Source organism: Bacillus sp. CCNWLW194, assembly GCF_037120585.1.
Classification (GTDB): Bacteria; Bacillota; Bacilli; order Bacillales; family Bacillaceae_G; genus Bacillus_A; species Bacillus_A basilensis.
In genome coordinates this window covers 106,648-132,856 of record NZ_JBBBBL010000004.1, presented here as the reverse complement: position 1 = coordinate 132,856, position 26,209 = coordinate 106,648, and the positions used below count along the sequence as shown (strand labels likewise).

37 protein-coding genes are annotated in these 26,209 nt (G+C 31.7%); 5 read left to right on the top strand and 32 right to left on the bottom strand.

Annotation, left to right across the window (positions count from 1 at the left end):
• Positions 1-24: 24 nt before the first annotated feature.
• The 12 genes from V7S50_RS09920 to V7S50_RS09865 form a co-directional block, all read right to left on the bottom strand.
• Positions 25-435: a hypothetical protein gene (locus V7S50_RS09920; protein ID WP_336376136.1), complete on the bottom strand. Its 411-nt coding sequence runs from the start codon at positions 433-435 to the stop codon at positions 25-27.
• A 414-nt stretch (positions 436-849) separates the two neighbouring features.
• Positions 850-1,797, bottom strand: a complete 948-nt coding sequence (locus tag V7S50_RS09915; protein ID WP_336376897.1) for a hypothetical protein — start codon at positions 1,795-1,797, stop codon at positions 850-852.
• 115 nt (positions 1,798-1,912) lie between these two features.
• Positions 1,913-2,941 (bottom strand): non-canonical purine NTP pyrophosphatase, encoded by a 1,029-nt coding sequence (locus V7S50_RS09910; RefSeq protein ID WP_336376138.1) that lies wholly within the window; start codon positions 2,939-2,941, stop codon positions 1,913-1,915.
• A complete protein-coding gene (locus V7S50_RS09905) occupies positions 2,934-3,077 on the bottom strand; it encodes a hypothetical protein (RefSeq protein WP_336376139.1) in 144 nt (47 codons plus the stop codon). The genes V7S50_RS09910 and V7S50_RS09905 overlap by 8 nt, the downstream gene beginning before the upstream one ends.
• A 103-nt stretch (positions 3,078-3,180) precedes the next feature.
• On the bottom strand, positions 3,181-3,408 hold the full coding sequence (locus V7S50_RS09900; RefSeq protein ID WP_336376140.1) for a hypothetical protein: 228 nt from the start codon (positions 3,406-3,408) through the stop codon (positions 3,181-3,183).
• 28 nt (positions 3,409-3,436) lie between these two features.
• Positions 3,437-3,676: a hypothetical protein gene (locus V7S50_RS09895; RefSeq protein WP_336376141.1), complete on the bottom strand. Its 240-nt coding sequence runs from the start codon at positions 3,674-3,676 to the stop codon at positions 3,437-3,439.
• Entirely contained in the window at positions 3,673-4,260 is a 588-nt protein-coding gene (locus tag V7S50_RS09890; protein ID WP_336376142.1) for a hypothetical protein, read from the bottom strand. Before V7S50_RS09890 ends, V7S50_RS09895 begins: the two co-directional genes overlap by 4 nt.
• A 22-nt stretch (positions 4,261-4,282) precedes the next feature.
• Positions 4,283-4,564 carry a hypothetical protein gene (locus tag V7S50_RS09885; RefSeq protein WP_260857488.1) on the bottom strand — a complete coding sequence of 94 codons (282 nt, stop codon included), beginning with the start codon at positions 4,562-4,564 and terminating at the stop codon, positions 4,283-4,285.
• Positions 4,554-4,856 carry a hypothetical protein gene (locus tag V7S50_RS09880; protein ID WP_336376143.1) on the bottom strand — a complete coding sequence of 101 codons (303 nt, stop codon included), beginning with the start codon at positions 4,854-4,856 and terminating at the stop codon, positions 4,554-4,556. The genes V7S50_RS09885 and V7S50_RS09880 overlap by 11 nt, the downstream gene beginning before the upstream one ends.
• Positions 4,857-4,863: 7 nt before the next feature.
• Positions 4,864-5,163, bottom strand: a complete 300-nt coding sequence (locus V7S50_RS09875) for a hypothetical protein (RefSeq protein ID WP_086877487.1) — start codon at positions 5,161-5,163, stop codon at positions 4,864-4,866.
• Between the two features lie 29 nt (positions 5,164-5,192).
• Entirely contained in the window at positions 5,193-5,660 is a 468-nt protein-coding gene (locus V7S50_RS09870; RefSeq protein ID WP_242298725.1) for a hypothetical protein, read from the bottom strand.
• A gap of 38 nt (positions 5,661-5,698) precedes the next feature.
• Positions 5,699-5,986: a hypothetical protein gene (locus V7S50_RS09865; protein ID WP_336376144.1), complete on the bottom strand. Its 288-nt coding sequence runs from the start codon at positions 5,984-5,986 to the stop codon at positions 5,699-5,701.
• A gap of 154 nt (positions 5,987-6,140) precedes the next feature.
• Between V7S50_RS09865 and V7S50_RS09860 the strand changes: the two genes are divergently transcribed.
• Positions 6,141-6,344 (top strand): hypothetical protein, encoded by a 204-nt coding sequence (locus V7S50_RS09860; protein WP_336376145.1) that lies wholly within the window; start codon positions 6,141-6,143, stop codon positions 6,342-6,344.
• A 6-nt stretch (positions 6,345-6,350) separates the two neighbouring features.
• Here the strand turns inward: V7S50_RS09860 and V7S50_RS09855 are convergent, their stop codons facing one another.
• The 15 genes from V7S50_RS09855 to V7S50_RS09785 form a co-directional block, all read right to left on the bottom strand.
• Entirely contained in the window at positions 6,351-6,776 is a 426-nt protein-coding gene (locus V7S50_RS09855) for a BC1872 family protein (RefSeq protein WP_336376146.1), read from the bottom strand.
• 18 nt (positions 6,777-6,794) lie between these two features.
• On the bottom strand, positions 6,795-7,229 hold the full coding sequence (locus V7S50_RS09850; protein WP_336376147.1) for a hypothetical protein: 435 nt from the start codon (positions 7,227-7,229) through the stop codon (positions 6,795-6,797).
• 33 nt (positions 7,230-7,262) lie between these two features.
• Positions 7,263-7,388, bottom strand: a complete 126-nt coding sequence (locus tag V7S50_RS09845; protein ID WP_255288521.1) for a hypothetical protein — start codon at positions 7,386-7,388, stop codon at positions 7,263-7,265.
• A 370-nt stretch (positions 7,389-7,758) separates the two neighbouring features.
• Entirely contained in the window at positions 7,759-8,310 is a 552-nt protein-coding gene (locus tag V7S50_RS09840; protein ID WP_336376148.1) for a hypothetical protein, read from the bottom strand.
• Positions 8,307-8,786, bottom strand: coding sequence for a hypothetical protein (locus V7S50_RS09835; RefSeq protein ID WP_336376149.1), 480 nt, complete (start codon positions 8,784-8,786; stop codon positions 8,307-8,309). Before V7S50_RS09835 ends, V7S50_RS09840 begins: the two co-directional genes overlap by 4 nt.
• Positions 8,787-8,808: 22 nt before the next feature.
• Entirely contained in the window at positions 8,809-9,060 is a 252-nt protein-coding gene (locus V7S50_RS09830; RefSeq protein WP_242306184.1) for a hypothetical protein, read from the bottom strand.
• Positions 9,057-9,545 carry a hypothetical protein gene (locus tag V7S50_RS09825; protein ID WP_336376150.1) on the bottom strand — a complete coding sequence of 163 codons (489 nt, stop codon included), beginning with the start codon at positions 9,543-9,545 and terminating at the stop codon, positions 9,057-9,059. The genes V7S50_RS09830 and V7S50_RS09825 overlap by 4 nt, the downstream gene beginning before the upstream one ends.
• 18 nt (positions 9,546-9,563) lie before the next feature.
• Positions 9,564-9,794 carry a hypothetical protein gene (locus V7S50_RS09820; RefSeq protein ID WP_336376151.1) on the bottom strand — a complete coding sequence of 77 codons (231 nt, stop codon included), beginning with the start codon at positions 9,792-9,794 and terminating at the stop codon, positions 9,564-9,566.
• A 109-nt stretch (positions 9,795-9,903) separates the two neighbouring features.
• A complete protein-coding gene (locus V7S50_RS09815) occupies positions 9,904-10,881 on the bottom strand; it encodes a hypothetical protein (RefSeq protein ID WP_336376152.1) in 978 nt (325 codons plus the stop codon).
• Positions 10,882-10,904: 23 nt separating this feature from the next.
• Positions 10,905-11,132: a hypothetical protein gene (locus tag V7S50_RS09810; RefSeq protein ID WP_001098599.1), complete on the bottom strand. Its 228-nt coding sequence runs from the start codon at positions 11,130-11,132 to the stop codon at positions 10,905-10,907.
• Between the two features lie 80 nt (positions 11,133-11,212).
• On the bottom strand, positions 11,213-12,190 hold the full coding sequence (locus V7S50_RS09805; RefSeq protein WP_336376153.1) for a hypothetical protein: 978 nt from the start codon (positions 12,188-12,190) through the stop codon (positions 11,213-11,215).
• Entirely contained in the window at positions 12,187-12,897 is a 711-nt protein-coding gene (locus V7S50_RS09800; protein ID WP_336376154.1) for a hypothetical protein, read from the bottom strand. The genes V7S50_RS09805 and V7S50_RS09800 overlap by 4 nt, the downstream gene beginning before the upstream one ends.
• A 62-nt stretch (positions 12,898-12,959) precedes the next feature.
• Positions 12,960-14,189 (bottom strand): hypothetical protein, encoded by a 1,230-nt coding sequence (locus V7S50_RS09795; RefSeq protein ID WP_336376155.1) that lies wholly within the window; start codon positions 14,187-14,189, stop codon positions 12,960-12,962.
• A gap of 71 nt (positions 14,190-14,260) precedes the next feature.
• Positions 14,261-14,713, bottom strand: a complete 453-nt coding sequence (locus tag V7S50_RS09790) for a hypothetical protein (protein WP_336584248.1) — start codon at positions 14,711-14,713, stop codon at positions 14,261-14,263.
• Positions 14,714-14,730: 17 nt separating this feature from the next.
• Positions 14,731-15,108, bottom strand: coding sequence for a hypothetical protein (locus tag V7S50_RS09785; protein ID WP_336376157.1), 378 nt, complete (start codon positions 15,106-15,108; stop codon positions 14,731-14,733).
• A gap of 183 nt (positions 15,109-15,291) precedes the next feature.
• On the opposite strand from V7S50_RS09785, the gene V7S50_RS09780 reads away from it, so the two are divergent.
• The 3 genes from V7S50_RS09780 to V7S50_RS09770 all read left to right on the top strand — a co-directional run bounded on the left by V7S50_RS09780 (position 15,292) and on the right by V7S50_RS09770 (position 16,676).
• Positions 15,292-15,696, top strand: coding sequence for a hypothetical protein (locus V7S50_RS09780; RefSeq protein WP_336376158.1), 405 nt, complete (start codon positions 15,292-15,294; stop codon positions 15,694-15,696).
• A 227-nt stretch (positions 15,697-15,923) separates the two neighbouring features.
• A complete protein-coding gene (locus tag V7S50_RS09775) occupies positions 15,924-16,391 on the top strand; it encodes a Panacea domain-containing protein (RefSeq protein ID WP_061662684.1) in 468 nt (155 codons plus the stop codon).
• Positions 16,392-16,445: 54 nt separating this feature from the next.
• Entirely contained in the window at positions 16,446-16,676 is a 231-nt protein-coding gene (locus tag V7S50_RS09770; RefSeq protein ID WP_336376159.1) for a hypothetical protein, read from the top strand.
• A gap of 65 nt (positions 16,677-16,741) precedes the next feature.
• On the opposite strand, the gene V7S50_RS09765 is transcribed toward V7S50_RS09770, so the two are convergent.
• The 5 genes from V7S50_RS09765 to V7S50_RS09745 all read right to left on the bottom strand — a co-directional run bounded on the left by V7S50_RS09765 (position 16,742) and on the right by V7S50_RS09745 (position 25,009).
• Positions 16,742-17,548 carry an AIM24 family protein gene (locus V7S50_RS09765; protein WP_336376160.1) on the bottom strand — a complete coding sequence of 269 codons (807 nt, stop codon included), beginning with the start codon at positions 17,546-17,548 and terminating at the stop codon, positions 16,742-16,744.
• A 95-nt stretch (positions 17,549-17,643) separates the two neighbouring features.
• The gene (locus tag V7S50_RS09760) at positions 17,644-19,224 is read right to left on the bottom strand and encodes an RNA-binding protein (RefSeq protein ID WP_336376161.1); all 1,581 of its coding nucleotides are present in this window, start codon (positions 19,222-19,224) and stop codon (positions 17,644-17,646) included.
• Between the two features lie 1,270 nt (positions 19,225-20,494).
• A complete protein-coding gene (locus tag V7S50_RS09755; RefSeq protein WP_336376162.1) occupies positions 20,495-21,259 on the bottom strand; it encodes an SDR family NAD(P)-dependent oxidoreductase in 765 nt (254 codons plus the stop codon).
• Between the two features lie 110 nt (positions 21,260-21,369).
• Positions 21,370-22,704, bottom strand: a complete 1,335-nt coding sequence (locus tag V7S50_RS09750; RefSeq protein WP_061662687.1) for an APC family permease — start codon at positions 22,702-22,704, stop codon at positions 21,370-21,372.
• 337 nt (positions 22,705-23,041) lie between these two features.
• Positions 23,042-25,009 (bottom strand): ATP-dependent DNA helicase RecG, encoded by a 1,968-nt coding sequence (locus tag V7S50_RS09745; RefSeq protein WP_336376905.1) that lies wholly within the window; start codon positions 25,007-25,009, stop codon positions 23,042-23,044.
• A gap of 176 nt (positions 25,010-25,185) precedes the next feature.
• Here V7S50_RS09745 and V7S50_RS09740 point away from each other — a divergent pair, with 176 nt between their 5' ends.
• Entirely contained in the window at positions 25,186-26,151 is a 966-nt protein-coding gene (locus V7S50_RS09740; protein WP_336376163.1) for a hypothetical protein, read from the top strand.
• The last annotated feature ends 58 nt before the right edge of the window (positions 26,152-26,209 follow it).

Below are 26,209 nucleotides of genomic sequence, written 5' to 3'. Positions count from 1 at the left end.
TCTAATACACCTTTCTCTATACATTTACTTCAAGTTTTTATCTTTGCTTTCATCATCTTCTTTTGGAGCAAATAACAATACTCCTGGTAAAACGGTGATAACGTCAATACTAAAGAATAAAAAAATGGATGCTTTCAGTATCTCTTTGTTAACACCTACGTTTACATTCATTACTATTAAAAGACCAAGTAAGCAAGCTAACACTTTTTGTTGAAAAGAAAAAACGTTATATCGAAAGTCTTTGTTTTTAATCGAGCCAAGAGCTATTGAACCAAACACAACTAAAGCATTCATTCCTATAACAGCCCAAATGAATTTAGAAATCCCCTGAAAGAAAGGTAGGAAATATAGAATAACAAGAGGTATTAAGGGAAGAATCACTGAAATTACTAATTCTTTCGTTGTAACATATGCTTTGTTTCTGGACATATTCATTTTTTATTGCCATCCTTCTATGTAAATTTATTTAAAATGAACTTATTTACGAAAAATATACTTATTTCATATGTAAAAAAAGTAACAAAGATAAGAAATGATATGAACGTTGCAGAATGTGTGTCTATTTTTAAATATTCGCTTATTAGTACAATTGCAAGAATAGAAGCACACGATTCAGTCTGAACATCTACTACCCATTTCATAATCATTTTCTTTTGTAAAACTTCATATTTACTGACTGCAATACTAATGGATACAGAAAATAACAGAATAAAACACGAGAATAAAGCTATCTCTTTTTTATGTGTAGATATGAATAGCATACATAAAGAGATAAAAGATGTGAGAAACAGCCAATACTGACTGTTCTCCATCATAAATTGTTTTCTATCACCTTTATTACTTTCTGACTTACGCAGACTGTTCATTGCTTCTATTCGGCTCTAAAAATGTAGCTAATCGACCCTCGTGATAAAAAACTAAATCCTTATCATTTAATGGCATATTGTAAAAATCTTTATAGATTTGAGGGAATTCAATATTTGGAACACAAATAAATTCATATTCATTTGAATAGCCCATTGCATACTCTACAAAACGTTTCGCAAAATATTTACCTGCGGGAACCAATTCGAATACTGTAACTTTAGTAAGAATATTATTTTCAAAACAATCTCCAATAAATGATTCCGTTGCACTTCCGTTAAAGTTCATAGCTTTTTCTTTTGGGATTTCAAAGACAAACTCATCCTTCGAAAACATCCTTACATCTTCTTCTTTACATACACCTTCTTGTAAAAATAATTGCAGTACAGCATACGTAAGATACTCTTCAATCTTAACTTGCTTCTTAGGATTTAAATTACCAAAGATAACTTGTCGAAGGTATTTTGATTGGATGAAATACTTTTCATCCGTAAAAACTTTCATTAAGTCTTCATATGAATCCATTCCTAAAACCAGAGAGTTGTCATACCATTTTAAAGCCTGAAAATTAGCTGTTTTTAAATCTACAGAAACAAATACTTTACCGACATTTTCTTTTTGATAGATATTCTGCTTTGAAAATGAATGTTTTTGTACATCATATTCTTCTAATCTATCATGATTAAAAACATCAAATGCATTTGTTTGTTTAATTGTGTTAGATACTTTATCTTTTAATTGATTGTAATAATCCATAAATCCACGTTCTCCACCATTTTTTTCAACAGCGTCCTTGAACATATTATATTTTCTCTTTGTTTGATGTGTTTCATCATATAACTCTAAATAATACGAGAAATACGGTTCTTGAAACACTTTAATTGGTAAAGAAAAATCTTTTACAAATCTATTTTTTAAATCCACAGATAGCATTTGTATCATCTCCATTCTATTGACTATAGTTGATATTATAATTCATTTACTACCTTTTAGTCAATTAATTTTTACAAAAAGAGACACAATGTATTTTTGTGTCTCTTTCTTCTTGCTATTTATTTGTATTTTGATAGTTTCCTTCCCACGGCTTAATCTGAGCAATTGAAACAACTAAACAAGGAATTTCGTTTAAAAACATATCTACTGCTTTTCTACGTGCAGAAAACCCATCTTTACTTCCCTGTTTTTCTAATTCATAAAGAGTTTTTGACGCACCATCAGGAATAAAATAATTATCAAATCCGAAAGCTTCTTTTACAGGTTTGTTATTCACAATTCTTCCATGTACCGCTCCTTCATATAGATAAATTCGATTTCCATCATTTGCGGCCAAACAAACTTTCCAAGTTGCTGTTTTTCCTTCATATTTACTTATGTTGTCTAAAAGCCACTTGATGTTTACTCCTACATCTTCGCCCTCAATGTATAGAGCAGTGTCCTCTATAATTCTCATTGTACCTGCTTCTATAGATTTATACATAGCAACTACATCTACTGAAGGATGGTTCACTTCTTGAATATCTCGACCTTTTTCAATATCTATATTATAGATACCAAATCTTTGAAACTCTTTTAACTTGTCTTCATTCGAAGAAACTAAAATATATTTCGGTTTATTTTCGGGGTCATAATCTACAAATTCTGCATTATATAACCAATTAAATGAAGTCAGAGTTTCTATTTCTTCTTTTGTTTCAATCTTTAATGCATATAACAAACCATTGATAATTTTATAAGCATGACTTCTATCATCAGATACAGGCATCATCCAATGGGTTTCCATTCGGGCAATTGCCTGTATGCCTTGATAAGTCGGTTCTGTATCTGTATTAGACTCTATATTCAAAGATTCATTCGATACGGTGTAACCTGATTCAATTGCATTAGCAAAAACAGTTAGATTCCCTTTCTTTCTTAACCATAGAAAGACATCTGTCGCAAGAGAACTACTGTCATCATTTTCAACTTTGTCTAAAATGTAGTTAGCAAGAGTTACTTTACTCTCCATACCTTCCTGAGAAAAAATAAGATTACTCTTTAAATACTGATGCACAAATAAAGGGATTACAGGGTTATTCATTTTTATCCTCCATATTTCTTATTTCAGCTAATTCGTGCATGAAATACTCTTTTATTTTATCCACATCAATTTTGTCACTTGTACTTTTCTTAAGTCTTAAATCCTTTTTTACGGAAATCCATGGTGATTCTAACACAGGTAATTCTTCTAAAAATTACCTGAATAATGTCCATACACTAACCATACAGAATCTATAACTTCTTTTCTTTTTGAATCTATCATTTTCCACACGACCATATTCAGGTCTTTCCCTCTGTTCTTTTTATATAATCTATCTCTTCTATAAACTGCTTCTTCATTTCTTCTGTATCCATTATGATACTCTTCTTCTCTTTATTTCTTACCTTCTCACTTAGATTAAGAAACGGTAAATCTATTTCTATAAGATGATACATAAAACTATCTGAACATTTTCCATACCTTGACCATATCCAGTCAATGATAGCTTCTCTGTTCTTGTCAATCATAATCATGCACCTTTTCTTTATAAAATAATTAATTTAATTCATCATGATAGGGAAATTCCATCTCAATTAATTCGAAAATATCTTTTCGACCAAGGAGTTGTAAAGATTGCACGATTCCTGTAAGTACACCATCATAGTATTTTGCCCTTAGAGGATTAGTCATTTCTTGTATGGCACAAGTTATATAGTATTGAATCAGTTCTCTTTCATCATCTGTTAGTTTTGCCTCTAAAACGTAAGGAGATTTTAATTCTGCTTTTTTAATCATCCTTCATTCTCCTGTTCTGCTACTTTATTTTTCTCCAGTGCTTCCATTAAAGCTTGAATAGCTTCTAAATACTTAATTGGCTTTCCATAATACAAACCTTGTAATGCATTGCATAAGTTCATCCATTGCTCCCCTGTGCCAAATTTAGGTTTCCACCAGTCTTTTTTGTCAACGTTAAATGTAGGAATCTCTTTTGAAATAACAAATTCTCTGTAATGTTCTAAAATCCATTTTGCTTTGTCTGCACTACATGGAGAGCCTTCTGCTTGTTCAATAAAGTTTTCCAAATGAAGCTCTACAAAATGATAATGTTTGTATAAGAAAGAAATATCATAAAAAGAATTATCCTCTAACTCTGGATATAGATTCATTACACACACATCTAAGATGTTATCAAGCTCATAGTTTATGAAAGATTCAAACATAGATGGGTCTTTCAGAAATGCCCCATATTTTGAAATGATTTCATCAATTTCATAATGATATTTACGAACTATTTCGTTATTTGTACTATTTGCGAGTGCTTGAAACATATTAGACATCATTGATTCCAAGTCTTTTTTAGATTGTGTTTTTTCTGCCATTATTCCATATCTCCTCTATGTATTATTTCTTTTGTCCTTCTCGATGAGTCATTGTTGCTCTATTTTCCCACTCATCATAATAGATTATGTATTCTTCTCCTCTTTCTTTATCCGTAAGAATTTTTATACTTTCATTTATTTTCTTGATTGTAAATTTTTCATTTTCTTGTTCTTTTTCTTCATGAGTGCTATTATCTTTTTCCACCTTTAATTGTGGTTCTGTTTCTGGTGGGTCACATGCTGATAACAGGAACATGCAAAAAAATGTACTTAATATGGCATAAATAAATCTTTTACTTTTCACCTACATCACCTTCTGCTTTCATATCAACAACTACACTCCCTTTACCACTACAATCTGGACATGGCAATCTACTATCACTTACATGCTCTCGATAAGTTCCTGTGCCACTACACCAATGGCAGGACTGTAATATATAATTCGTTGGTATGATTTTATCTAAAGTTGTTTTTATGTCGTTTTCCTCGAAGAACTCTACATAAATCCACTCCGCATCCCAACCAATAACAAATCCTCGCTTTTTTTCATCCTCTGCAATCACAACATCTACTATTTGACCTGCTTTTATTTGCATTTCCTAATCACCCCTTAGGCTTTACTGTTCGTTTCATTCCTCTAAATTCATGAGCAAGAATTAACGCAGATGAAAACTCTCTATAATTAGGGTCTGAATCATGCTCTGGTAAATCTTCTGTAACGACATGCATATTCCCAATCCAACTATCTGTTAGCATTGTTTGATTATCTACAATAGCTTGCTTGAAACTATCATCACCTTGCCATAAACGTGCTTTTCCAATGTTCACTTTTCCGTGAGTATAATATTTTCCGCTTTCTTTAAAAAAAGTTACCTTAATAATCAAATCTTCTCTTTCTTCCATGCTAAAAACTCCCTATTAGTAGATTGAAATCATAGTTTTTCGTAACGATGTACCAAATCTTTTTCACTATTAACTTTGTATTCAATAATATTCAATGTATCTCTTTTTTCTTTATCTACTGAAAGGTATCCAAAATAAGCTAAATGACCTAATGCGTTTGTTTTTGTAGCAAATTTCTCATTAAGCAAAGAATTTAATTGTTCCTTGGAAATAGAAGGATTATTCATTACAGCATTTAAAATGAAATCCTCTTGTTCAATTTGATGATTAATTAATCTCGACCAAATTTTGTTCACAACTGATTTCTCGGCTCTCTTACCACACGCACTACATACTGGAATTCCAAATCCCAGACCACCCATGTTATAGCGTTGTACTTTGTTAAATGTATTTCCACACTGACATTTATAACGTTTAGGTTCAGTTTTTCTTACAATCCCCTTTTTTGTAAATAGTTCTGGAAATTCCTTTTTAACTACAGATAACATATCAACCATGACTCTCTATCTCCTTCTCTTTATCGTTTCTATTACGTTTATTTATTTTCTAAAGCAGAACAAAAAATCTTTATTCTCTTTTGTTTATTTCGCTGTACTTGTTTACACCCTTGAAAATGAGGGCAAATGTTTCTTTTTAATCCTCTGCCACTCAAAGCTTGATAACATACACACAACTCATAAGTGTCCTCTCCCTTCATTGCAATCGAATTCATCTTGCCTTCTTGTCTTTGAATCGGACAATCATCCATTTTTACATACACTTCATCGGACTCATCTGATGTAGCGTAGACAGAAGCGAAAATCTCTATTTCTTTTCGTTTCATACAAACACCTCTTCTAAATTCCATTGACTATAGTATAACAATTATCTTTGTTTAAGTAAAATAAAATTTACATATTTCTTTATGGTGAATAACATTAGATATATTGTATAAAATAATATAAAGATATAATATGTAAATAAAAGGAGGTAATTATATGGAACAAAAATATATGTTAAACTATTTACTAACAATTGTGGGTTTTATATTTCTTTTGCTATCCAATATACTAAATTTAAATGTATTTGTTTTTTCAATATTCATATTCATCAGTATAACTTCTAATTTTTGGGCGTTTGTCCTATGGATGAGAATGTTTAACGAACATAAACAATCATTGCAAGAAATGAAAGAGGAATGAATATAATCATTCCTCTTTCATTTCTTTTTGAAACTCCGTAACGCCTACCCCTGCAAAAACTAAGGCAGACAATGAAATCGCTAATTCTGGTGTTTTCGCCTCTACTTTCCAATAACCTTTCGATGACGTGATAGAAAATTCAGATTCCCATATACCACATTCAAAATTCAAATCAAATGAATCTAACTCTCTTACAAGCTTTCCATCTTGAATGAGTCCATTATCCTTTGTTAATTGATTCGCTATCATCCAAGCGTGTTCCAGATTTGTTGATGGTTTAAACGAACGAACAAAGGTGTATTCATTCTTTTTTTCCCCTTGAATCCAACCTTCTTCTTTAAAGATTTCATCCCTTCCCCATTTAAAGCCCATGACTTTTACTGCAAGTAAAGTATTAATTCGTTCCAACGTTTCTTTTTTCAAAATAATCATCCCTTTTTATAATTTAGATTAGCAATGTTCTAACATTTCTTTATTAACATCCTCCATTTTACAGTTCATGCTCTTTTCCACACGTTTCTTTTCATATTCGATTTGTTCTTTAATTGCTTCACATTGCTCCTTATAGCACTTTCTGCATTCTTCCTCTGTAAAGAAAATATTTAAGGATGTTCCTTTATTAGAGCGAAACCCAGTATTATCATATGGACCAATAATTGTACTTAATGGCTTTCCTTTTTTACCAATTGGTCGAAAGTGATAAGATGAATAATAGACTGTTTTGTTTTTTGGTAACTTATCATTATCAACTATTACCACTTCTTGAGGTGGTACATGACGGATTGGCGATTCTATAATATTATTATGACGATAATCGCAAATCCATACCTTATCCCCTTCCTTCACTGTATCCCCTATTAGCTGTTCAAAATCAACGTATTCCATCATTAATTCCTCCTTAATTTTTAATTAAAATCATTAAATAAAATAAATAATAAAGAAGCAGATTGGAAGCATACCTGCCAGAATCCAAACTGCTTCATATATATGATGTTTTGCTCTTTCTTTTTTAAATGGTGATTTCTCCGTTTTCAACTTATTCATTCCTAATATTCCCTTTATACAACCCAAAAATAAAATAGTTCCAATGAATGTAACAGAAAATATCGTTTTATCTTTATAGATGAAATAAATAATTATAAGTAGAATACTAAAAAACACACTAATTATTTCAGTCCAAAATATAATATCCCTTTTGTTAATTCTTGATGTAAGCATACTTTGACTCATTTCTTCTTAGAAGATGTAGTAAAACGATGTCCACATTACTGTTAAAGCAACCGCTTCAAAGGTGATTAGCCCAAGTAAAAATGGTGCATTTTTGATAAATGGTTTTCCTTCTCGAATCATAATAAATCTCTCCCTTTATAAATCATTTGTTTAAATAAAAATACAACTTCTCTCCTTTATATGATTAGAGATTCTGTAGCATTTTCACATACCACACATCGTTAATATCTGCATCTGTAATTTCTTTTAATTCTTCTTCAGAATTAATTTTGCCCCACCAACTACCCGCTCCATAAATAATTTCTTTCAATTCAGGAACAAAAATGGCAGGATTGTAATGCCTTGTAATAGATAACTCTTTACTTTCAGGGTTATGAGATACAAACAAACCAATATCTGCATCCCCTAAAAAAATTCCTAAGTATGTTTTTCCTTCATACTTTTCATTACAAGGTCTTACTTTTACTAATTGACCACATTTCCCATTATATGTTTTTGTTCGAATACCTCTATCTTTAGGTGTGTCAATACCACTGATTTCTAACGGATATTCTATATATTTTGATTCAAACTCTGTGCATTCAATTTGTTTCTCGATTTCTTCCTCATAGTTCTCTTCCGTAATATGACTAAATTCTCTCTGTTGCTTTTTACAAGTAATTTTTATATCAGTAATAGAATCACTAAAGCCTACTTTGCGATGCTTACAACGTTTACAGTTAACGACCCTCGTCATTGTACATTCTCCTTTTCTTCTTTATAAAAAGGAGCTAAATATTTATTTACAAATGCAATTAACATATCTATGTCCTCTGTTGATGCCTTTTCATTCATTACAAAGAAATTAATCTTAAGGAATTTACTGTACTCCCCACCACCATGGTATTCATCAAAAGCGACAACTACCAACTCAATGTTTTCCCCAATAGGCACTAAGTATTCTTGAGAACCTACTGTGAAAGGGAAATCCAATTTATAAGGATATTTTTCGATTTTATTATCCTCAATATATTCATTTACAGATTCTAATACATCTTCACAAATCTCTTCTTGAAATACGCCTGGATAATCACTGCATTTCTCTCTGAAGTAAGTCGATAATTCCTTGTTTAATTCCGTTCTAATTTGAGTAATTTCCGAAGTCATAGCGACTACAAGACCTCGCTCTTCTGCATCCCTAACAATCACCCATTCATGTTTTTGGAGTTCCATACTAAGACATCCCCTTTCTTTTTTACTTCATTGTTTTATTCCATAAAGAGTCTAATTCTTCTTCTGTATATGTACTAAGCTGAGTATTCGACAATCCTGTTTTTGATTCCAGTAAAACCCTCATCCACTCGACTGTTTCGGGGTTAAGACCACCATCTAATGTAACCATTCTTGTCTTTGCTTCATTTGGATGTAACACAACGACTGATGCTCTTGAAAGCCCACTCTTACTCGATAAGCTATCGTAAAATTGATTTAACACAATGCCTTTCATTCTCGTCCATCTCCTATCACAACAATTTCAAAATGCTCTTGAAACCAATCATCTCTTTCTCCTCTTGAGTCTGATAATCCATGCTTCTTTTGGAATTCACTCATAGATTCAATGTATACACCATTTTTTAATAATGGATAAATTTTTCCTTGTTTAAAATCCTCTCCTGCTGACTCATTAACAACGACAGATTTAATGCACTTCAATTGTCTTTCACTCTTTTTAAATCCCAAAACTTCATATTTTGCAGATATATCACTATGACTTAAGCACACTCGTTGTGAATCTGAAAAGCCATCTTCATCACAATAATTAAAAAGACAGTAACTTTCATACTCAAGATGATTCTCATCCTGTATTAATGGCATTTTTTTTATATACCAATTCTCTTCTGCATAATGTGCCTTAAATACCTGATTTGGCTTTGCATATGCAATAATGTCTGCCAAATTTACAACTTCACCTGTCATTAATGTTCGATTCATAATCCTTCACCTCATGAGTTAATTATGTAAAGCGACAATCCCTTTTGCTTCTATACAAATACCTACATGTTTTACAAACGTAGGATGATTCATTTCTTTGACAATCTTTCCTGCTTCCACTTTATTAAATGGGGTTGCATTTGATTTATGCTCTTCTCCAAATACATCCTCTATAAAATGAGGTCGGGAAGAAAATCTTGCATATTTTTCATTTGTTAATTGAATGATATAGAGCTCACCATCTTTCATTCTAATTACCTCCATTCATTTATTAACTCTACAAGGATTATATTATTTATATCAACTATAGTCAATAATAATTTACGAAAATAAAAAAGAGAGATTCCTCTCTCTTTTATCATTGCTTATTCTCTTGTGGAACTTCCATTTGTTGTGATGTCTCTTCTGTGCCAAATTCAATATCAATATACGTAGAAAATGGTTTCATAGATAAATCCTTGGCTTCGTTTTTCACCTGTTCGTTTATTTGACCATTTTGTTTCTCAATGATAGATAAATAGTCTTTTAACATTTTAGCTACTTGCGTGCCTTTATTTTCTTTAATAATAGACTCGAATTCTTTTTTAATATTAGGTTTCATCTTTCCATCTTCAACAAAGAACGTATGGTCAACACCTAATAAAATGCTATATAAGTATCTTCCACTGTTCGCCCAAGATTCTTTATAGTTTCCATCTTTCCATTTTGATTCATTTTTCTCAATTTCTTTAATTTGACTTGCAATCTCTTTTAAATCAAACTCTTCATTTTTCGAATCAAAAATTTCGTGCTCACTTTGCTTTTTGTTAAATTGAAGGAATGTTTTTAAATCATCATCCATATATTCCCCATAATTATCAAGAACATATTGATAATCTACAGCTAAGTAAAACGTTTCAGAGCCTTTATCTTGCTTCACTTTTAAATGTAGCTTTTCTGCTTCTGCCAATAATCCCTTCACTAATCCATCGTCTAATTTATCAATAGATTCATGTTTTGTGACATCTACTTTTTTATCTTTCATCACTTTTAGTAAATCAGATTGCAATGGCCCCATTTTTACTTTTAATTCACCACTGTCTTGCTGTACAGAGAACATATATGCATTTAGTACGTCTGAAGCGTGTTTCTTATCTAACTTCATAATTTTATTCTTAAAAGTAGACTCTAATTCCTGACCACTACCTCGATTTGAAACCATCTTATTTACATCATTAACAAATGAAGCTTGTTCTTTGTCATTTAATTTCTCAGTTGTTTTCGTCCCACAACCGACTAACATACTTGCCACTAAGCAAGTAACTAAAATTGGTTTTGACATTTTTGAAACCAACATATCCAACTCCCTCCAAATACTGTTTATCGAAGTAATACATATACTCGAATCGCATCTTCAATTTCATCTTTCAAATTATCCATATCTACTTGGCATTCATCCGAAACTAAAATATCAGCAATTTTATCGGCATTTTTAATTAGTTCTTCTTGAAATTCCTCATTAAAACCATCTGTATACACCCCTTCTTTACAAAAACGTATAAGTTCTTCTTTAATTCTTTCTTTTTGCGTATTTTGTGTTGTATTCATCGTATCCATCTCCTTTCTTTCTTTATATTTTCCTTATGTATTGTAGATAGTTGAGAAGGAGTATATTTATTGAAATGGTTTTATGATGGATTACTTTCTTTGAGACTAATAATTTTATTTATGCCCCTTTTAAACTCTATCTTGAAATGATGAATTCCTTTTTCTGTTGGAACAGACAAGGTATATACTGTAACAGCTCGAACATCTTTATCATCATGAACATAACTTGTTATCTTCTTCTTTTTCATTTCTTGTTTTGTAAGCTTTGATAGTTCATATAGTGTAGTAGCACTTTTTTCAGCCAATCCCATTTTTTTAGCAAGTTCAATAAATTCAGGACTATTCCCCTTTACTTCTTCATTTATAACTTGTTGATGTAGTCCTTTTCCATTCAGGCTATGTAAAAATGTATTTAACTCTAATAAAAACTCCTGATGAACATTTGCTTCTAAAGTGCTTTTCGCTGTTAATGGTGATTCTGTATGTTCGGACTCATGAATGTTACCAATTCTGGATGCATTCTCAATTTTTAATTTATCATCTAAAGTTAACTCGATAGTTTGAATATCAAATGTTTTGTCATCATCTACAGAATTAATATCCACTACGGCTTTATATTTTTCATTGTTATTAACAATCTGTTTACCAAAAGAAGTTAGTGTCATAGAATCTACTTTTCTATGTTCTTTTTTATACACATCTGCTAATGTTTCAAAGAATGCATCATCTTTATTTTTATAGCTACTGGAAAAAACAGAATCTAATAATTTATACATGTTTTTCCCATTCGACATTGTTTTTAAATAGGAGTCCTTGTCTTTTATGACAGACTCGATTGTATTGATTTGATTCTGCATGGTTTCTAAAAGATTTGCTTCATCCTGCACTTCTTCTATTTTAATCCCCATAATAGTAGGTATTTTCTTTTCCTGTTCTTCTGGTTTTACTTCTTTCACGAATGATTTGAATGGAATTTTGTAATACGTACAACCTGACATAACCAATGAACTACTTAATACCATTGCACACATCGTTACTAATTTGAGCTTCCGATTCATACAATCACCACTTTCTTCATGTTTAGAAACACATCTATTTGGGTCTCAAAAGTTGGAACACCACCAAGTATTTCAAACGTAACAAACGCATCGTTAGGAAGATAACTTAGTATTTCTTCATAAATAAGTAGTCCATCATTTAACTTTCGAGCGACCAATGTGTTCTTTTCTGTCTTTTTTAAATTAGCAAGGTGTAGCTCCTTGACATTTTTCCAATTCATATTCTTTAATGTTTCTATAAAACATGACTTGTCGTATCTACAAGCAATAAATAATTGTGGAATATCAATTGTCATTTTCACTTCATAACTAAGCGCTATCACTTCTTCTGGAAGAGATACATGTAATCGTGAATTGCTTCGATTTTCCACGAACACAGGGCAATTTGTTTCCTCTTCTACTCTTGTGCATAAACTTTTAAAAATATGCCATCCCATTTTCTTTTTGGACGGAGGATGAATGGTAATTCCATAAACAACTGTCACTTGTTGAAGAGCAATAATGATTTGTATATATTCTTTGTATCGAGACAGAACGTTATTTTCACTCTGTCCCTTTTTAGTCCAATCCCCATGTAAGATAACAGGTAATGGTGCATATATTTTGTATTTATCAAGTGCTTCTTCCACGGTTAACCCACAGATATCCAAGTGTACATAATCTGCTTTACCAGATACCTTCCGTATACTCATTTGACCAAACTTCATGTTTGAACCCTCCCTATACACAATTTTATTAACTATAGTCAAAATGAAGACCTTAAAAAACCTTACGCTGTAAGGACTTCGTTGACCCTATTTTCATCTATTACAATAGAACTTCTCGACTTCAAATTTAGTAATTCTCTTAATTCAGGATTAAGCCTAAATACCACACCATTTGTTCCTGATACAAGCTCTTTCCATATCTTATCTATGGTTTTCTCTTTCATCGTTGTAAGTGTAATTAAGTTTTCCTTTGCAACATAACCATACTCTTTATAACAGTGATGAAAATAATCCTCTAACATTCCTCGTTCATGCTTAAGCTTTTTTGACCCACCTGAAGTTTCTTGCACATAAATATTTTTTGAAAATTCATCCCCAAAAATATGGGATACCTTGTCTTTTGTTAATGTATGATATTTAATATTATGTTTTATTAATATTTTTGCTCTTTCTTCTGCAATTTCCATTGTATCTTCTACATTTTCTACTAAATAAAAAGAAACAATGTTTCGCTTTTCTTTATTCTTTTTCATTTCTTCTTTTGCTTGATTTAAAAATTCTAATGGAATTTCATCGTCTTTCATTTTTCGAACAAATCCTAATACTGCAAACAGATTCATGCATTGATTAATGACAGAAACTGAGTAGTTAGGGAAATAATTATATTTGAGATATTTTATTGATACGAAAAATATAGCCTGATTTTGATAGCTTAAATGTTTACTAACCAGTGTATTTAGCCCAATTCTATTCATCGCTTTCAAAAGCTCCCATCTATCGCCAACAAGTTTATGTAAACAAGGATATCGTTTAGGCAATATACATTCTAAAGAATCAATATTCTCTTCGTATCTTTTCGATTGAACATGTAGCCATCTATCTTCCCAAATTAAACCGAATTTATGATTTGCAATTCGAATCGTCTTTCCTATTTTTTCGTTATAATACACACTTAATAAATCAATTAAGTCCAGGGAATTTGTAACATCAGCTTTACTTCTCGTAAAATATCTACAATGACCTGTTTCACTCATGCTAATCCATGCATGATTCCCTTTTATAAGTGGACATTCGAAATAAGTATTCATTTCAGCCGAATTCAATATCACTTGTGTTAAGTCTACTTTTCCATAAATATCACTTATTCTTGTGTATCCATGTCGAACGTTTTCAATAACTAATTCTGTTATTTTTTTTATGTCAAATACTTCATTTCTTCTCTCGTGAATTAAATTATGGATTCGATTTCGTTGGAACATGTTTAATGGAAAAAAGTTAGGAATGTATTGCACTCAACATCCTCCTTTCATCACCCATTTACTATAGTCAATGAAAATTATAGCATATATATTTTATATTTCAATCACATCATGTATGTTTCATTAGATATTTTATACTTTTCCTGCAATGTTAGAATTTCATTTGGTAATTTTTCATACCATGCAGGTAAAGAAAATTTAAATAAGTAATGTCGGCAAGCCTTATATTGTTTTTGAATTAACTTAGAATGATGTTGATTCACATTATAAGCATTGCATTTATGAATCATTTCTAAAAAGGTTAATTGTCGTTGAAAACATCGTTGAACGATTTCAATTGACGGTTTTTTCACGCTTTTATCATGAATAAATCCCCATTTACATCCAAGTAAATATCTTAAAACGTCTTGTTCTTTGATAATAGATTCCTTTTCTGATAGTCTAATCCCCCATGTTTCTAACAATGAATGTCCAAATCTTAAATTATCAAATTGACATATCACATCTTCATAGTGATTTTGAATGTCTGCTATTGCTTGAAAATATTTTACATGCACTTCTATCACTCTTTTCTCTATTTATCTTCTAATATCGCTAATGATTCACGAACCACTTTCATTTCTTTTCCTAATACACACAAAACACTATACATGTCTATTCCGTAATCATATCTTGATAGATTCAATTCATCTGTAACATCTGCCCCATTAAATAGATTAAATGCAACAGCAATTATCATTCTTTTCTTTTCGCTTAACTCATTATTTAAAACTTTAAACAGTTTTTGATTGTACTCCATATAGGAACCGTCAAACGAATACAGTTGACTAACAATTTCATCTGAACATCCTACTGATGTTAACAAGTAAATAATTGCCTGTTCTTTTTTTGACTTTAAATAAGAAATAAAATGATTGTATTGTAATTGATGCGACTCATTAACAAAATCCATACATGCATCCACCCTTCTCTATTACGATTTACTTTCATTGTAAACAAATAGTACAATAATCATTAACTATAGTCAATGTTATAAGTTACTTTAAGTAAAAAATTATTTACGAAAAAGATTTATTTATTGTTTTCTATTTGATATAATAGAAAGGTAGCATACCTAATAAAGGAGCTGTCCCTATTGAAATTAATTATTTCTAATAAAAGTCCGTCAAAAACAATGTCTAATATACAGTCTGAACAAAAAACCACATTATTTCTTTCGGATGCAGAAATACAGGTGTCAAAAGCATTAATAGAGAAAGAGTTGTTTTTTATCAAAAGACAACAATCAAAGTCAATCGAAGAAAAAGATGTAGAAAGCATCTCTTTTTGGAACATAATGGAATCAATGTTTAAAAACACATATAAGAAGCTAAAACCCAAAACACAGTTAAATTTTGGTGAGTTAGATAGTTACTACGGGGTTATAGAAATGAATGTAGTCAATGTGGCAAAATCAATACTCACACAGGAATCTATCCTGATAATAAATGCTTTGAAATCAAAAATACAAGCTATACACCATGAATGTATAGTTGAATAAAGGAGAGTTTTTTTGTGAAAATCGGAGAAAAACATATTTGTCCCCCATTGTGGCAGTTCAAATACAAATTGTTTAGGTCATGGTGGTTACAAACAAGGTTCAAATGGATTCGGGGATAAGACAACATTAGTGGCTTATCAGTGTAATGATTGCAATAATAATTTCAAAGAATAATGAGATATGCAAGAGAAGCTTTGTACTAATTGGATTAGGAGGTGCTTTTTTACATGGATGGTTGTATAGATGTTTTAGAAATCGCAAAATATTTTATTTTTAAGGGTAAAAATAGTGAAAAATATAGGGTATCATACATGAAACTACATAAATTACTCTATTTTTCTCAAGGGTTTCATTTAGCTATTGAAAATAAGCCGATTTTTCTTGAAGAGATTTATATGTTTGAACATGGTCCACTTATAAAATCTGTTCATGACAAATACAGAAAGTACACTTATCATACAATTCCTGAAGAATGTAATGATGACTTTTCGTTTAATCAAGAGACAAGGTTATTTCTTGATGATATATGGAATCTATTTAAATTATATACGCCTAAAGTATTAGAAGAAATTATAACTAACGGCGAGCCATGGAAACGTGCAAGAAAAAATTTATTTTTATATGAAATACCTACTGAACCTCTTGATTTAAACTTCACCAAGGAATACTTTAAAAAAGAATACATAGTAGCATAAAACTTTTATATAAAAACACAAAATTTATGTAAGCACTATAAAAGGGGTGAAAACGTGATAAACCGATTTTTCAAAGATATGCCTAATGAATTAAACACAACAGGTAAATGGAGACTTGAGATATTAGCAATTTTCCCAATGAAAGAGAATGTTGTTTATAGCACTACTTATCAAGGACGTTTATGGGTTGCCTATATTAAAGTGAGGCTTAAAGCATTATTAAAGGATTGGTCAACAAGTGGAGATTACTATGGAGTTGGGTGGCTTATTAAAAAAGAAAGTTAATAAAAAGCATCTCGTTACATAAAAAAGACGCATAGAGAAAAAACTCATGCGTCTTCTTCGTGTGTTTATTGTTTGTTGTTCCTATTCCTATCATTTCTTGTAGTTAACAATTCTCCAGGACTTAAAGAATCATAGAATGGTGCAGTTGGAGCAACCCATAGTACGCCAGAACCTGAGAAAGTTTGTAATAACCCTTCACCACTTAGCATCGTTCCTGTTAAGCTCTTCGCTGATTTCTCTACACTGAATCGAATATCTCCAGAACGTAAGATTGCAAAATTACCATCTATTTGTGCTTTTTCGTTATCTAAGTAGTATTCGATAATTTCACTTCTTGGTACAGGTAATTCTAAAACAACTAAACCTGTTCCCTTCAATGAAGTTTGAAAAAAACCTTCGCCCCCAAAAACAGCAGAACTTATATTTTTTTGAGAAGTAGGCTCTACAGCTATGTTTGCGGTACTACAACAGAACATCCCTTTATCAACAATAACTTCTTCATTATTAAGTTGCATTATTGCATAATGCTTCAACGTTGGTTCTAAATAGATTTCTCCTACACCTCTATATACAGGTTTAACCGCAGATTCATTTGTTACAGTACCTTTCATAACATTTTTTAATAGTCCTGTTACACCACCATTTTTAACTTCACAATCAATCTTCCCTTTAAGCATATATAATGCCCCTGATTCTGTTTTTACAGAGCCATTTTTCAATGTGATTCGGATTTGTTTAAAAGTCACATGAGCTTCTTTTGCAAAATATAATTTCATTGCATTATCAACATCTCTCGCTCCTTTTAATTGGGGCACTTCTAATATTTCAATCTTCATTTGTTCTGTCTCTTCTACTTCTAATACTTTATACATACAACCATCTCCTTTTTTATATGATTGTTGTATTGTAGAAAAAAGATAAATGAACTATTCGATAATAAAAAAAGATGAAGGTTTTACCCCTCACCTTACACTTCCATATTTTCAATGTCTTTCATTTGGTCACCATCAGATTCAATAATTGTTCTTACTAAGTCTAACAGTCTATCAGAATAACCTCGTACATAAATGACAGAGCTATCCTTAGATACTTTATGACCTGATTCAGCTAATTGCCAAATGATTAGCTTTGCTCCCGTTTTTTGGTTAATCTTCAACCATGCACGTTCTAAATTATCAGCAGGTTCATTATCCGTAAAAAGAATGACATAATCTTCATTTTTATACACATCAAGCAACTGACTGAAATTAGTTCCGTATCCCACCTTCGTGGATTTAATTTTATCAGCCATTTCAAAAACGTTATCTTGACTACGAAGCTCTACTTTTTCTGAAGTTGTCGCCACTGCAACGACCTCTGTATTATTATGGGATTTTTTAACCATGGCTCCAAACAGTGTAGCGATTTCCATAGGAGATAACCCTCCAAGCACACCAGAAGTCATAGAGCCAGAAGTATCTACGCCCACTTTCAGGCTTTTGTTCTCATTAATAGAAAACGCTTCTTGTGCTACATCACGAAGTAACTTCCCTAAGGCTTGTTGGAACTCAGGAGTCACAACTTTCTTATTCGCCTGAATTAACGCAAATGGCAACATATGAGAACGTTTATATTCTTCTTTATTTGCAATTTTTGCAGAGACCATATCAACAATTACTGATGGAATGTTCGTTTCAATCACAACATCCTGCATAAAGAACTGACCAATACTTGGATTATAGACTTCTTCTTTACTAACCTCTGTTGCAAATACACGTTCTAAAGCAACTAAGTTTAAAATAAGTGCATTGTAATTTAAACGCTCATAAACGGTTGCATATAAACGTTGCTTATCTTCTGGTAATAACGTAGAAACAGAATGCTTCACTTCTTCTAACTGAATAGAATGCTCTCGGACTAAACTATCCATATATAATGAATACTGTCCTGTTTCCAATCCACTAATAACAATCTTTAATGCTGTAGCTCGTGGGAATGTCAATTCTCCTTTTGAAACATATCTCATCAGCTTTTGAAAATCTTCATCTTTTGCTAAAGGTCTCGTAACTTTAGCAATATCACTAATTTTATTTTTATAACGAGTGGCTTGATATTCATTAATAAGTTGGATAAATCGAGTGTTTACTTCCCTTTTTGCAGAACGCCCTAAACCCTTTCGAATACCGCCTTTTCGTGAAATCTCAACAAAGTTATAGAGCATGTTAAAATTACGAATAACTTGCGGGAATGATTTTTTAAACAAGGACTTGTCTTCTAATGTAGAAATATAGACCATCCAAATTGTTGGGACCAGTTTTAATTTCCCTTCAACAGCTCCATAAATCGCACATTTCGTTGCAAACTCTGGTTCTTCTTTTAAAGCTCGTTGGAATAACTCCCCTGCATTTTTTAATACATCTTCTTGCTTTGTATAAAAAGTTCCATTTAATAATCCTAAGGTAAATAATTCGACCAATCGTTCTTTAAAACTATTATTATATGCCAATGCTCCTTCTTTTGTTAACATCATATCAGGATTCATAGCTTTTACTTTATCAATTGTATTCATCGTAACACGCTCCTTTTGAATATATGGTTTTTTAAATTTAAAACTAAAAGAATGAGCCACAAGAAGATGTATTATCCTCTCATGGCTCATTCTTCTAAAACATGTAACATGTTTATATAAAACATAACGAAGAAGAAGGTGCAAGACAGTGGAGGCTGTAAAGTATCTACTCTTTTAAAAGATTAGATACTTGCACGTTACTTTTATTCACATACAAAACACAAAATTCATTTTAGATTTTAATATCTTTAATCAAATTAATGTAGTCTTGCAAGCACCTCGTTATGATTTTTTCTACGAATGTAGAAAGTATAAGAAATGAGCTTTGAGGGAGAAGTAATAAGACAGGTGTGAATGTTTTTTCGTATGAGTGTACGCATAAACAATCCAAGTTTATTTTTTTAAATTTGTCGTATTTGTATGTAGTCTTATCAGCACCTCAAAATATAAGCAGAAAAAGAGTAGCTTTCACAATTCCTCTTCTGGTATTAAGAAAAGAAGAGCTTCCACAGTTCTTTTCTTAAAAAAAAGTAAGTCATAACCTGAGTAGTCTCCAACCTAATCAACTACCCTTATTAACTCTTCACCTGTTCCGTAAACATGTGGCGAAATTAATAGGAACCATCCATTTATCTTCATGTTCCAACCGTATTTTCGATAAAAATCGAGATAACTCTACTTACAAAAAATAGAATCATTTAGTTATAACCTTGACGACCTCCGACCCAATCATCAACATCAACTCCATAGCAACAAGAACATTGTCTTTTACAATAAGCTGACGGGAATCTATCTACCGATAAAGTTCCAACCACTATTTTTTATGCAAACTCATCATAAGTGTGTTTTACATTCTAACAAGGAAGAAGGTGCAAGACGTTAGTCCTTTTGGTAAGCTGTCAAATGTAGTCTTGCAAGCACCTCATTAACTATATTTAAATTATAAATTAATTATATACTATAGTCAATAAAAATATTATATTTTTTCATTTTATATGGTTTTGTAAAGTGAATTTTTTATTTCAACTTCAATATAATAGATAGTGATTTCTGTTGACCAAGCAACATAACAACTCGATAAGGGAGAATAGAAACCTCATCCCGTCTTTCTGGACTTCGGGTGCCAGTGTCGTTGGCAGACAACATACAAATCTGTTATATACATCTTGAGGTTAGATGGTTGGCGAGCAACATAAAAAAACTTGGTGATTGCATGTTATCTTCCTAACATACAAATAAAAAAGCAGACCCTAAAAGGTCTGCTTTTTTATTATGCTCCTGCTGTAATACCACCATCAGCCATTACTGTACTACCCACCATGCAAGAAGCTTCATCTGATGCTAAGAAGGCAACAATGTTCGCAATCTCTTTTGGTTGAATCGCACGTCCAATTTTCTGAATAGCAGGTAATTCTTTAAGAACTTCTTCACGTCCTCCAAATAATTCAGCATGTGCATCATTAAATGTCGTATCTACCCACCCTGGGCAAACACCATTTACACGGATATTATCTTTTGCAAAGTCAATCGCCATTTGTTTCGTTAACATTTTAATAGCACCTTTAGAGGTTACATATGCAGATAATCGTTGCTCTGCAAACTCACTATTTGCAGAAGCCATATTTACTACGGCTCCACCGCCTACTTTTTGCATATAAGGAAGTACGTATTTCGCCATTAAAAAGTATGATTTAACATTAACATTCATTGTTTTATCCCAATCTTCTTCAGAAAGCTCAATGACCGAACCAGGAATATTTACACCTGCGTTATTTGACAAGATGTCAATTCGTCCAAATTTGTCTACTGTATAATCTGTAACACGTTTTACTGCCTCAGTACTTGAAACATCTGTATAAACAAAGAACACCTCATGCCCTTGTCTGCGTAACTCTACTGCCAATGCATTTCCCTCTTTTTCTAACACATCTGCAATAACTACTTTTGCACCTTCCTCTACGAATTTACGTACAATCGCCTCTCCAATTCCTCGTGCTCCACCAGTTACAATCGCTACTTTATTTTCTAATTTCATATCTATCTACCTTCTCTCTTTTTATTTATGTATTTTATTTATCTGTTTTCTAAAAAATAGAACACAAAGATAAATCATCTATGTGTTCTATGTATTTATTAATTTATTTATTACATATTTTCGATTTTAGGGACGATTTTATAACCTTTTGATTTAATCGCTCCAATTACAATCCCCACGAATACCCATGAGAATCCTGCACCATAAGCAAGCATGTCAAATCCTGTCCATACGTAACCACATACTAAGATACCCACCATAGGAGCCATTACATGTAATAAGAAACCTTTAATACCTCTCTGTTTCTTTTTAAAGAAGAAGTAATAAATAACTGCCATGTTTAAAACTGTAAATGATGTTACTGCTCCAAAGTTAATGAACATTAAAACTGTAGGAATAGAACCTACTAAGATAATAATTGTAGAAATTACACCCGCAGTAATAATTGAGTTAACTGGAGTATCATGTTTCGAATGTAATTTAGCAAAGAAGCCAGAGAACGGTAAAATATTGTCTCGTCCCATTGCATACATGATACGTGATACAGCAGATTGAATGTTTAATGTAGTTGCTACTCCCGCTGATAAAACATTCACAATAATCATAAATTGGAAGAATCCATTCCCACCAATTTCTTTAGCAATATCGAATAATGCCATTTCTTCATTTAAATCTGCATGATTTGGATGAGCTAATGTTGCAACATATGTTAATACTAAGAATAGTAAACCTGTGCAAATTAGTGAGCCAACTGTAGCTAAAGGAATATGCTTTTTAGGATTCTTTGATTCCTCAGATAATGTACTTACACAGTCAAATCCCATGAAGCCCATTACTGTAATAGAAATAACTGTAGCGAAGAATTTCCAATCAATATGTTCTGGTTGGAATAGTGGTGCTAACGAAAATCCACCTGTACCATGACCATCAACAAAGACATATTTAATTGCCAACCCTACGAAAACAACTAATCCAATTAATTGAACGTAAAATAGAATATTATTTACTTTTGCGTTTACTTCAATTCCTTTTACGTTAATGATTGTATTTACAAGAACAAAGAATAAACTCCAAACAACTGGATTTACACCAGGAACTAAACCTGACATCCAAAGACCTGCAAAACTATAAACAAGACCTGGAGCTAAAATATAGTCGGCCAGCAATGTCCAACCTGCCACAAAACCTACATGAGGATTTACCCCTTTCGATACAAAGGTATAAACTGAACCTGCATGTAAAAACTCTTTACTAAACTGTGCATAACTTAATGCGGTAAAGAACATTAAAATCATTCCGATGAAGTACACCAGTGGTGCCATTCCAAAACTTTGATTTGTCACCATCCCATAAACTTGGAATGGAGCAAGCGGTGACATACTTACCATTCCATAAATAATTAATTGTCTCAACGATAGAGACCTGTGCAGATGTTGTTCATTCATACAACTATCAACCTCCAACTTTATAAATTTTTTATACACTCAAATGCAGAATCTATAATAAACATCGTTCAATATGTTTCTATCTACAACTGCTGTCGTGCTTAGTTATATTAGCATGATTCGACAATGTCCGTCAACTATAGTCAATAAAATATTTTTAATTTTATTTTGGTCAATGAATTTTTATACATTTTTTACCACAAGGTAGTAGATTGTATTTTTACTCGTATAATAAAGGTTATAAAAATAATGAAAGGTTACCGAAAAATTGTCCAAAACAAAGAAGTTACCGTTTTAACGGTAACTCATTCAAAAAAAAGTATGCAATATAGAAATCTCATTCTTCTCTCTTCAATAAATGTTTGTAAAAAGCATTACGTATAGGATTTTTCAGAATATCTTTAACCTCCTTTCTAATTGATTCATTTAAATCCGTATTTCCTAACATCAACATGACATACTTATCTTGACCACTTTGGCTTGTCCCGATAAAATCACCTGTTCCCCTCAATTCTAAATCTTTTTCGGCAATAAGGAATCCATCCGTTGTTGCACACATCGTTTCTAATTTCCTTCGCCCCATCTCTGTAGCTTTATCAGATAATAATAAGCAATAGGATTGATAACTACCACGTCCAACTCTTCCTCTTAATTGGTGTAATTGAGCTAACCCAAAACGCTCTGCATTCTTAATAAGAATCACAGTTGCATTCGGCACATTCACACCAACTTCAATAATCGTAGTAGATATAAAAATGTCATATTCTTTATTTGCGAATTTATCTAACTCAGCATCTATATCTTGTTGCTTCATTTTACCTGTAGCCATTCCTACTCGTATTCCTTTTGGTTCAAAATACGTTTTTGCTTTTGCAAATGCTTCTTCTACACTTTCCACCTCTTTTAGCATTTCACTATTACTTTCTTCTACTAAAGGACAAACGACATATGCCTGTCTTCCGCTCTTCACTTCCTCATAAATCCTTCGATAAGAATCTTCTTCCGCAGTTATCAACGTGGTCTCTACTGGCTTCCTTCCTTTCGGTAATGACTTAATATTCATCACATCTATCGAGTCACCATGTATCGTCAGAGCTAAACTACGAGGAATAGGAGTCGCAGACATTGATATGGTATGAACACCTTTACTTGCTTTTAATTGAAGTAACTCCCTTTGTTTGACACCAAAACGATGTTCTTCATCTACAATTGTAAGTGCTAACGATTGAAACTCTACATCTTTGCTTAATACCGCATGAGTTCCTACGACTATATCTACTTCTCCTTCTTTTATGGCTTTAACAACCTTCTTTCGTTCTCTTACCTTCAGGTCTCCCGAAAGATATGCTACCTTAATACCAAAAGAGGAAAATCGTTCCGTTATCTCTTCATAGTGTTGTTTTGCCAACACACTTGTTGGACACATTAAGGCTCCTTGATAGCCATTTTCTACTGCCATTAATAAAGAAAAGATAGCAACCATTGTTTTTCCACACCCTACATCTCCTTGGATTAAGGCATTCACTCTTTCTTTATTTTTCATTTTCTTTGAAATCATTCTTAAAGCATTTCTTTGTCCCTCTGTTAATTCAAAAGGCAATTCTCCCATTAGTTGTTTAGATAATTCGAATTTATCTATTTCAAATGGAGATTGCTTCATCTGATTATTTTCATTTTGTAATAAATTAAGGTTAAAAAAGAATAATTCATCAAATAAAAATCGACTTTTTCCTTCATTTATCTCCTCAGTAGTTTTTGGGAAATGAATATATTGAAGTGCTTTACGAAAATAAATCATATCAAATTTTTTAATGATACTATTTTCAAGATATTCATCTGAACGTACAATCGAATACGCACTATTCATACATCTTTTTAAATAATCGTCACTCATTCCTTTTATTTTTGAATAAACAGGTAGAATTCCAGGATTTAATTCTGAAGATGGTCCATATAAGATAGGATTTGCCATAGAAACAAACTTTCTATATCCATACGTCACTGAGACTCTTCCACAAAATATATAAGACTCATTAATAGTAAACTTCTGAGCAATATAGGATTGATGAAAGAATGTAACATAAATAATAGATGCTTTACTATCTTCCACTTTTAAAATAACTGCATTGGGCTTCGTCTTTATTTCTTTCACAATACCTTTTATAGATTGATATTCATCAGGAATAGCATCTTGTATTAAGGTTATCTCCCTAAAGTCATAATATTTACGTGGAAAAAATCGAATCAAATCCTCTACTGATTCTATTCCCTTCTTTATAAACTGATTTTCTTTTGCTTTTGGTATATTTAATAATTGTAGTTCGATAGCAACCGCCTCCCTTTTATTTTTCTATTATTATGTTATTAACATAACCACAAAAATAAAAAAGGTATGGTGCATAGGTGGTTCTACCATTTTTATTTATACTTCACTTCCATTTTACGTACTATATTCTATACAAAATGAAGGTGGTGGTAGAAATGAAAGACTGGTTTTTAAAACTATTCAATAAAAATCCCAAAGATACGTCTACATATTTAAAATATGAAGATGGTGAAGTCATTCCATTAAAGACGACAAATAAAAGTAAATTAAAAGACGATTTAATAGAAGAAGAAAAACAAAGCCAAACCGTTTTTAGAGAAGATGAGCTCCCTAAGACCCCCTCTTTTGGAGGAAATAGACCAACGCAATCACAAGAAAGGAAAAAGAAATTTTCAAAGGTCATTATGTTGATATTTATCATTGTAATATTCGCTTCTTTTTGCCAGTTATTTTATTATTTCCTATCTAAGAATACGACAGTCATCAATAGCAATCATAAAATCGACAGCATAACAAAGAGTGTAAAAAATCCAAAAGAAGCAGAACCGACTAAAAAAACGGAAACTACTGTAGAGGATAAATCTGTTTCTAAAACTGACCATTCTGAAAAAGAAAATGCAAAAACAATTGACGAGAAACCTATTTTTTCTTTTGGCCAAAAGGACTTAAAAGTTAAGAGCATGACAGATGAAAGAAAATCACTTCTCTCACTCTCTTCAGATACACACAATTTTATTTTAGATTCTTTATTAAACTTAAAATCTGAAGTTATCTTTTATGAAAAAGGGAAATCGAATAAATATATCTTTACGAACGAAACGGACCGATTGGCGCAACGTATAAACAATGCTAAATCATCACTACAAGCAAAAGAAAAAGAACTATCTAATGAAGACATGTCTTCTATCTTTACAAATCTAAATGATAGATTAATTGCTTTAGATACATTAGTTCAAACACTTAGAGTCATTGATAGAGAACAAATTATTGATACGACAAATGACTTCATTGAGAAAGAAAATAATACTTCCACTATTTATCAAGATGAATTCAAGAAGGTATTGGATTCTTATGGTGTTACGTACAAAACAGATGAAGGAAAAATCACATATGCACTCTAAACATGTAGAAAGGAGTTATAATAAACTCCTTTCTATTTTATTTGTTATATAGGTTTAT

Excerpts from the sequence above, each read along its gene's own strand:
- V7S50_RS09760 (WP_336376161.1), bottom strand. The coding sequence starts at position 19,224 with ATGAATACAATTGATAAAGTAAAAGCTATGAATCCTGATATGATGTTA.
- V7S50_RS09825 (WP_336376150.1), bottom strand. The coding sequence starts at position 9,545 with ATGAATCGAACATTAATGACAGGTGAAGTTGTAAATTTGGCAGACATT.
- V7S50_RS09875 (WP_086877487.1), bottom strand. The coding sequence starts at position 5,163 with ATGGAAGAAAGAGAAGATTTGATTATTAAGGTAACTTTTTTTAAAGAA.
- V7S50_RS09800 (WP_336376154.1), bottom strand. The coding sequence starts at position 12,897 with ATGAAGTTTGGTCAAATGAGTATACGGAAGGTATCTGGTAAAGCAGAT.
- V7S50_RS09890 (WP_336376142.1), bottom strand. The coding sequence starts at position 4,260 with ATGGCAGAAAAAACACAATCTAAAAAAGACTTGGAATCAATGATGTCT.
- V7S50_RS09830 (WP_242306184.1), bottom strand. The coding sequence starts at position 9,060 with ATGAAAGGCATTGTGTTAAATCAATTTTACGATAGCTTATCGAGTAAG.
- V7S50_RS09910 (WP_336376138.1), bottom strand. The coding sequence starts at position 2,941 with ATGAATAACCCTGTAATCCCTTTATTTGTGCATCAGTATTTAAAGAGT.
- V7S50_RS09815 (WP_336376152.1), bottom strand. The coding sequence starts at position 10,881 with ATGTTGGTTTCAAAAATGTCAAAACCAATTTTAGTTACTTGCTTAGTG.
- V7S50_RS09895 (WP_336376141.1), bottom strand. The coding sequence starts at position 3,676 with ATGATTAAAAAAGCAGAATTAAAATCTCCTTACGTTTTAGAGGCAAAA.
- V7S50_RS09835 (WP_336376149.1), bottom strand. The coding sequence starts at position 8,786 with ATGGAACTCCAAAAACATGAATGGGTGATTGTTAGGGATGCAGAAGAG.
- V7S50_RS09840 (WP_336376148.1), bottom strand. The coding sequence starts at position 8,310 with ATGACGAGGGTCGTTAACTGTAAACGTTGTAAGCATCGCAAAGTAGGC.
- V7S50_RS09915 (WP_336376897.1), bottom strand. The coding sequence starts at position 1,797 with ATGCTATCTGTGGATTTAAAAAATAGATTTGTAAAAGATTTTTCTTTA.
- V7S50_RS09805 (WP_336376153.1), bottom strand. The coding sequence starts at position 12,190 with ATGAATCGGAAGCTCAAATTAGTAACGATGTGTGCAATGGTATTAAGT.
- V7S50_RS09820 (WP_336376151.1), bottom strand. The coding sequence starts at position 9,794 with ATGAAAGATGGTGAGCTCTATATCATTCAATTAACAAATGAAAAATAT.
- V7S50_RS09765 (WP_336376160.1), bottom strand. The coding sequence starts at position 17,548 with ATGTATAAAGTATTAGAAGTAGAAGAGACAGAACAAATGAAGATTGAA.
- V7S50_RS09850 (WP_336376147.1), bottom strand. The coding sequence starts at position 7,229 with ATGGAATACGTTGATTTTGAACAGCTAATAGGGGATACAGTGAAGGAA.
- V7S50_RS09740 (WP_336376163.1), top strand. The coding sequence starts at position 25,186 with ATGAAAGACTGGTTTTTAAAACTATTCAATAAAAATCCCAAAGATACG.
- V7S50_RS09755 (WP_336376162.1), bottom strand. The coding sequence starts at position 21,259 with ATGAAATTAGAAAATAAAGTAGCGATTGTAACTGGTGGAGCACGAGGA.
- V7S50_RS09880 (WP_336376143.1), bottom strand. The coding sequence starts at position 4,856 with ATGCAAATAAAAGCAGGTCAAATAGTAGATGTTGTGATTGCAGAGGAT.
- V7S50_RS09860 (WP_336376145.1), top strand. The coding sequence starts at position 6,141 with ATGGAACAAAAATATATGTTAAACTATTTACTAACAATTGTGGGTTTT.
- V7S50_RS09845 (WP_255288521.1), bottom strand. The coding sequence starts at position 7,388 with ATGAATAAGTTGAAAACGGAGAAATCACCATTTAAAAAAGAAAGAGCA.
- V7S50_RS09900 (WP_336376140.1), bottom strand. The coding sequence starts at position 3,408 with ATGATTGACAAGAACAGAGAAGCTATCATTGACTGGATATGGTCAAGG.
- V7S50_RS09855 (WP_336376146.1), bottom strand. The coding sequence starts at position 6,776 with ATGATTATTTTGAAAAAAGAAACGTTGGAACGAATTAATACTTTACTT.
- V7S50_RS09775 (WP_061662684.1), top strand. The coding sequence starts at position 15,924 with ATGGATGGTTGTATAGATGTTTTAGAAATCGCAAAATATTTTATTTTT.
- V7S50_RS09870 (WP_242298725.1), bottom strand. The coding sequence starts at position 5,660 with ATGGTTGATATGTTATCTGTAGTTAAAAAGGAATTTCCAGAACTATTT.
- V7S50_RS09785 (WP_336376157.1), bottom strand. The coding sequence starts at position 15,108 with ATGGATTTTGTTAATGAGTCGCATCAATTACAATACAATCATTTTATT.
- V7S50_RS09920 (WP_336376136.1), bottom strand. The coding sequence starts at position 435 with ATGAATATGTCCAGAAACAAAGCATATGTTACAACGAAAGAATTAGTA.
- V7S50_RS09865 (WP_336376144.1), bottom strand. The coding sequence starts at position 5,986 with ATGAAACGAAAAGAAATAGAGATTTTCGCTTCTGTCTACGCTACATCA.
- V7S50_RS09810 (WP_001098599.1), bottom strand. The coding sequence starts at position 11,132 with ATGAATACAACACAAAATACGCAAAAAGAAAGAATTAAAGAAGAACTT.
- V7S50_RS09750 (WP_061662687.1), bottom strand. The coding sequence starts at position 22,704 with ATGAATGAACAACATCTGCACAGGTCTCTATCGTTGAGACAATTAATT.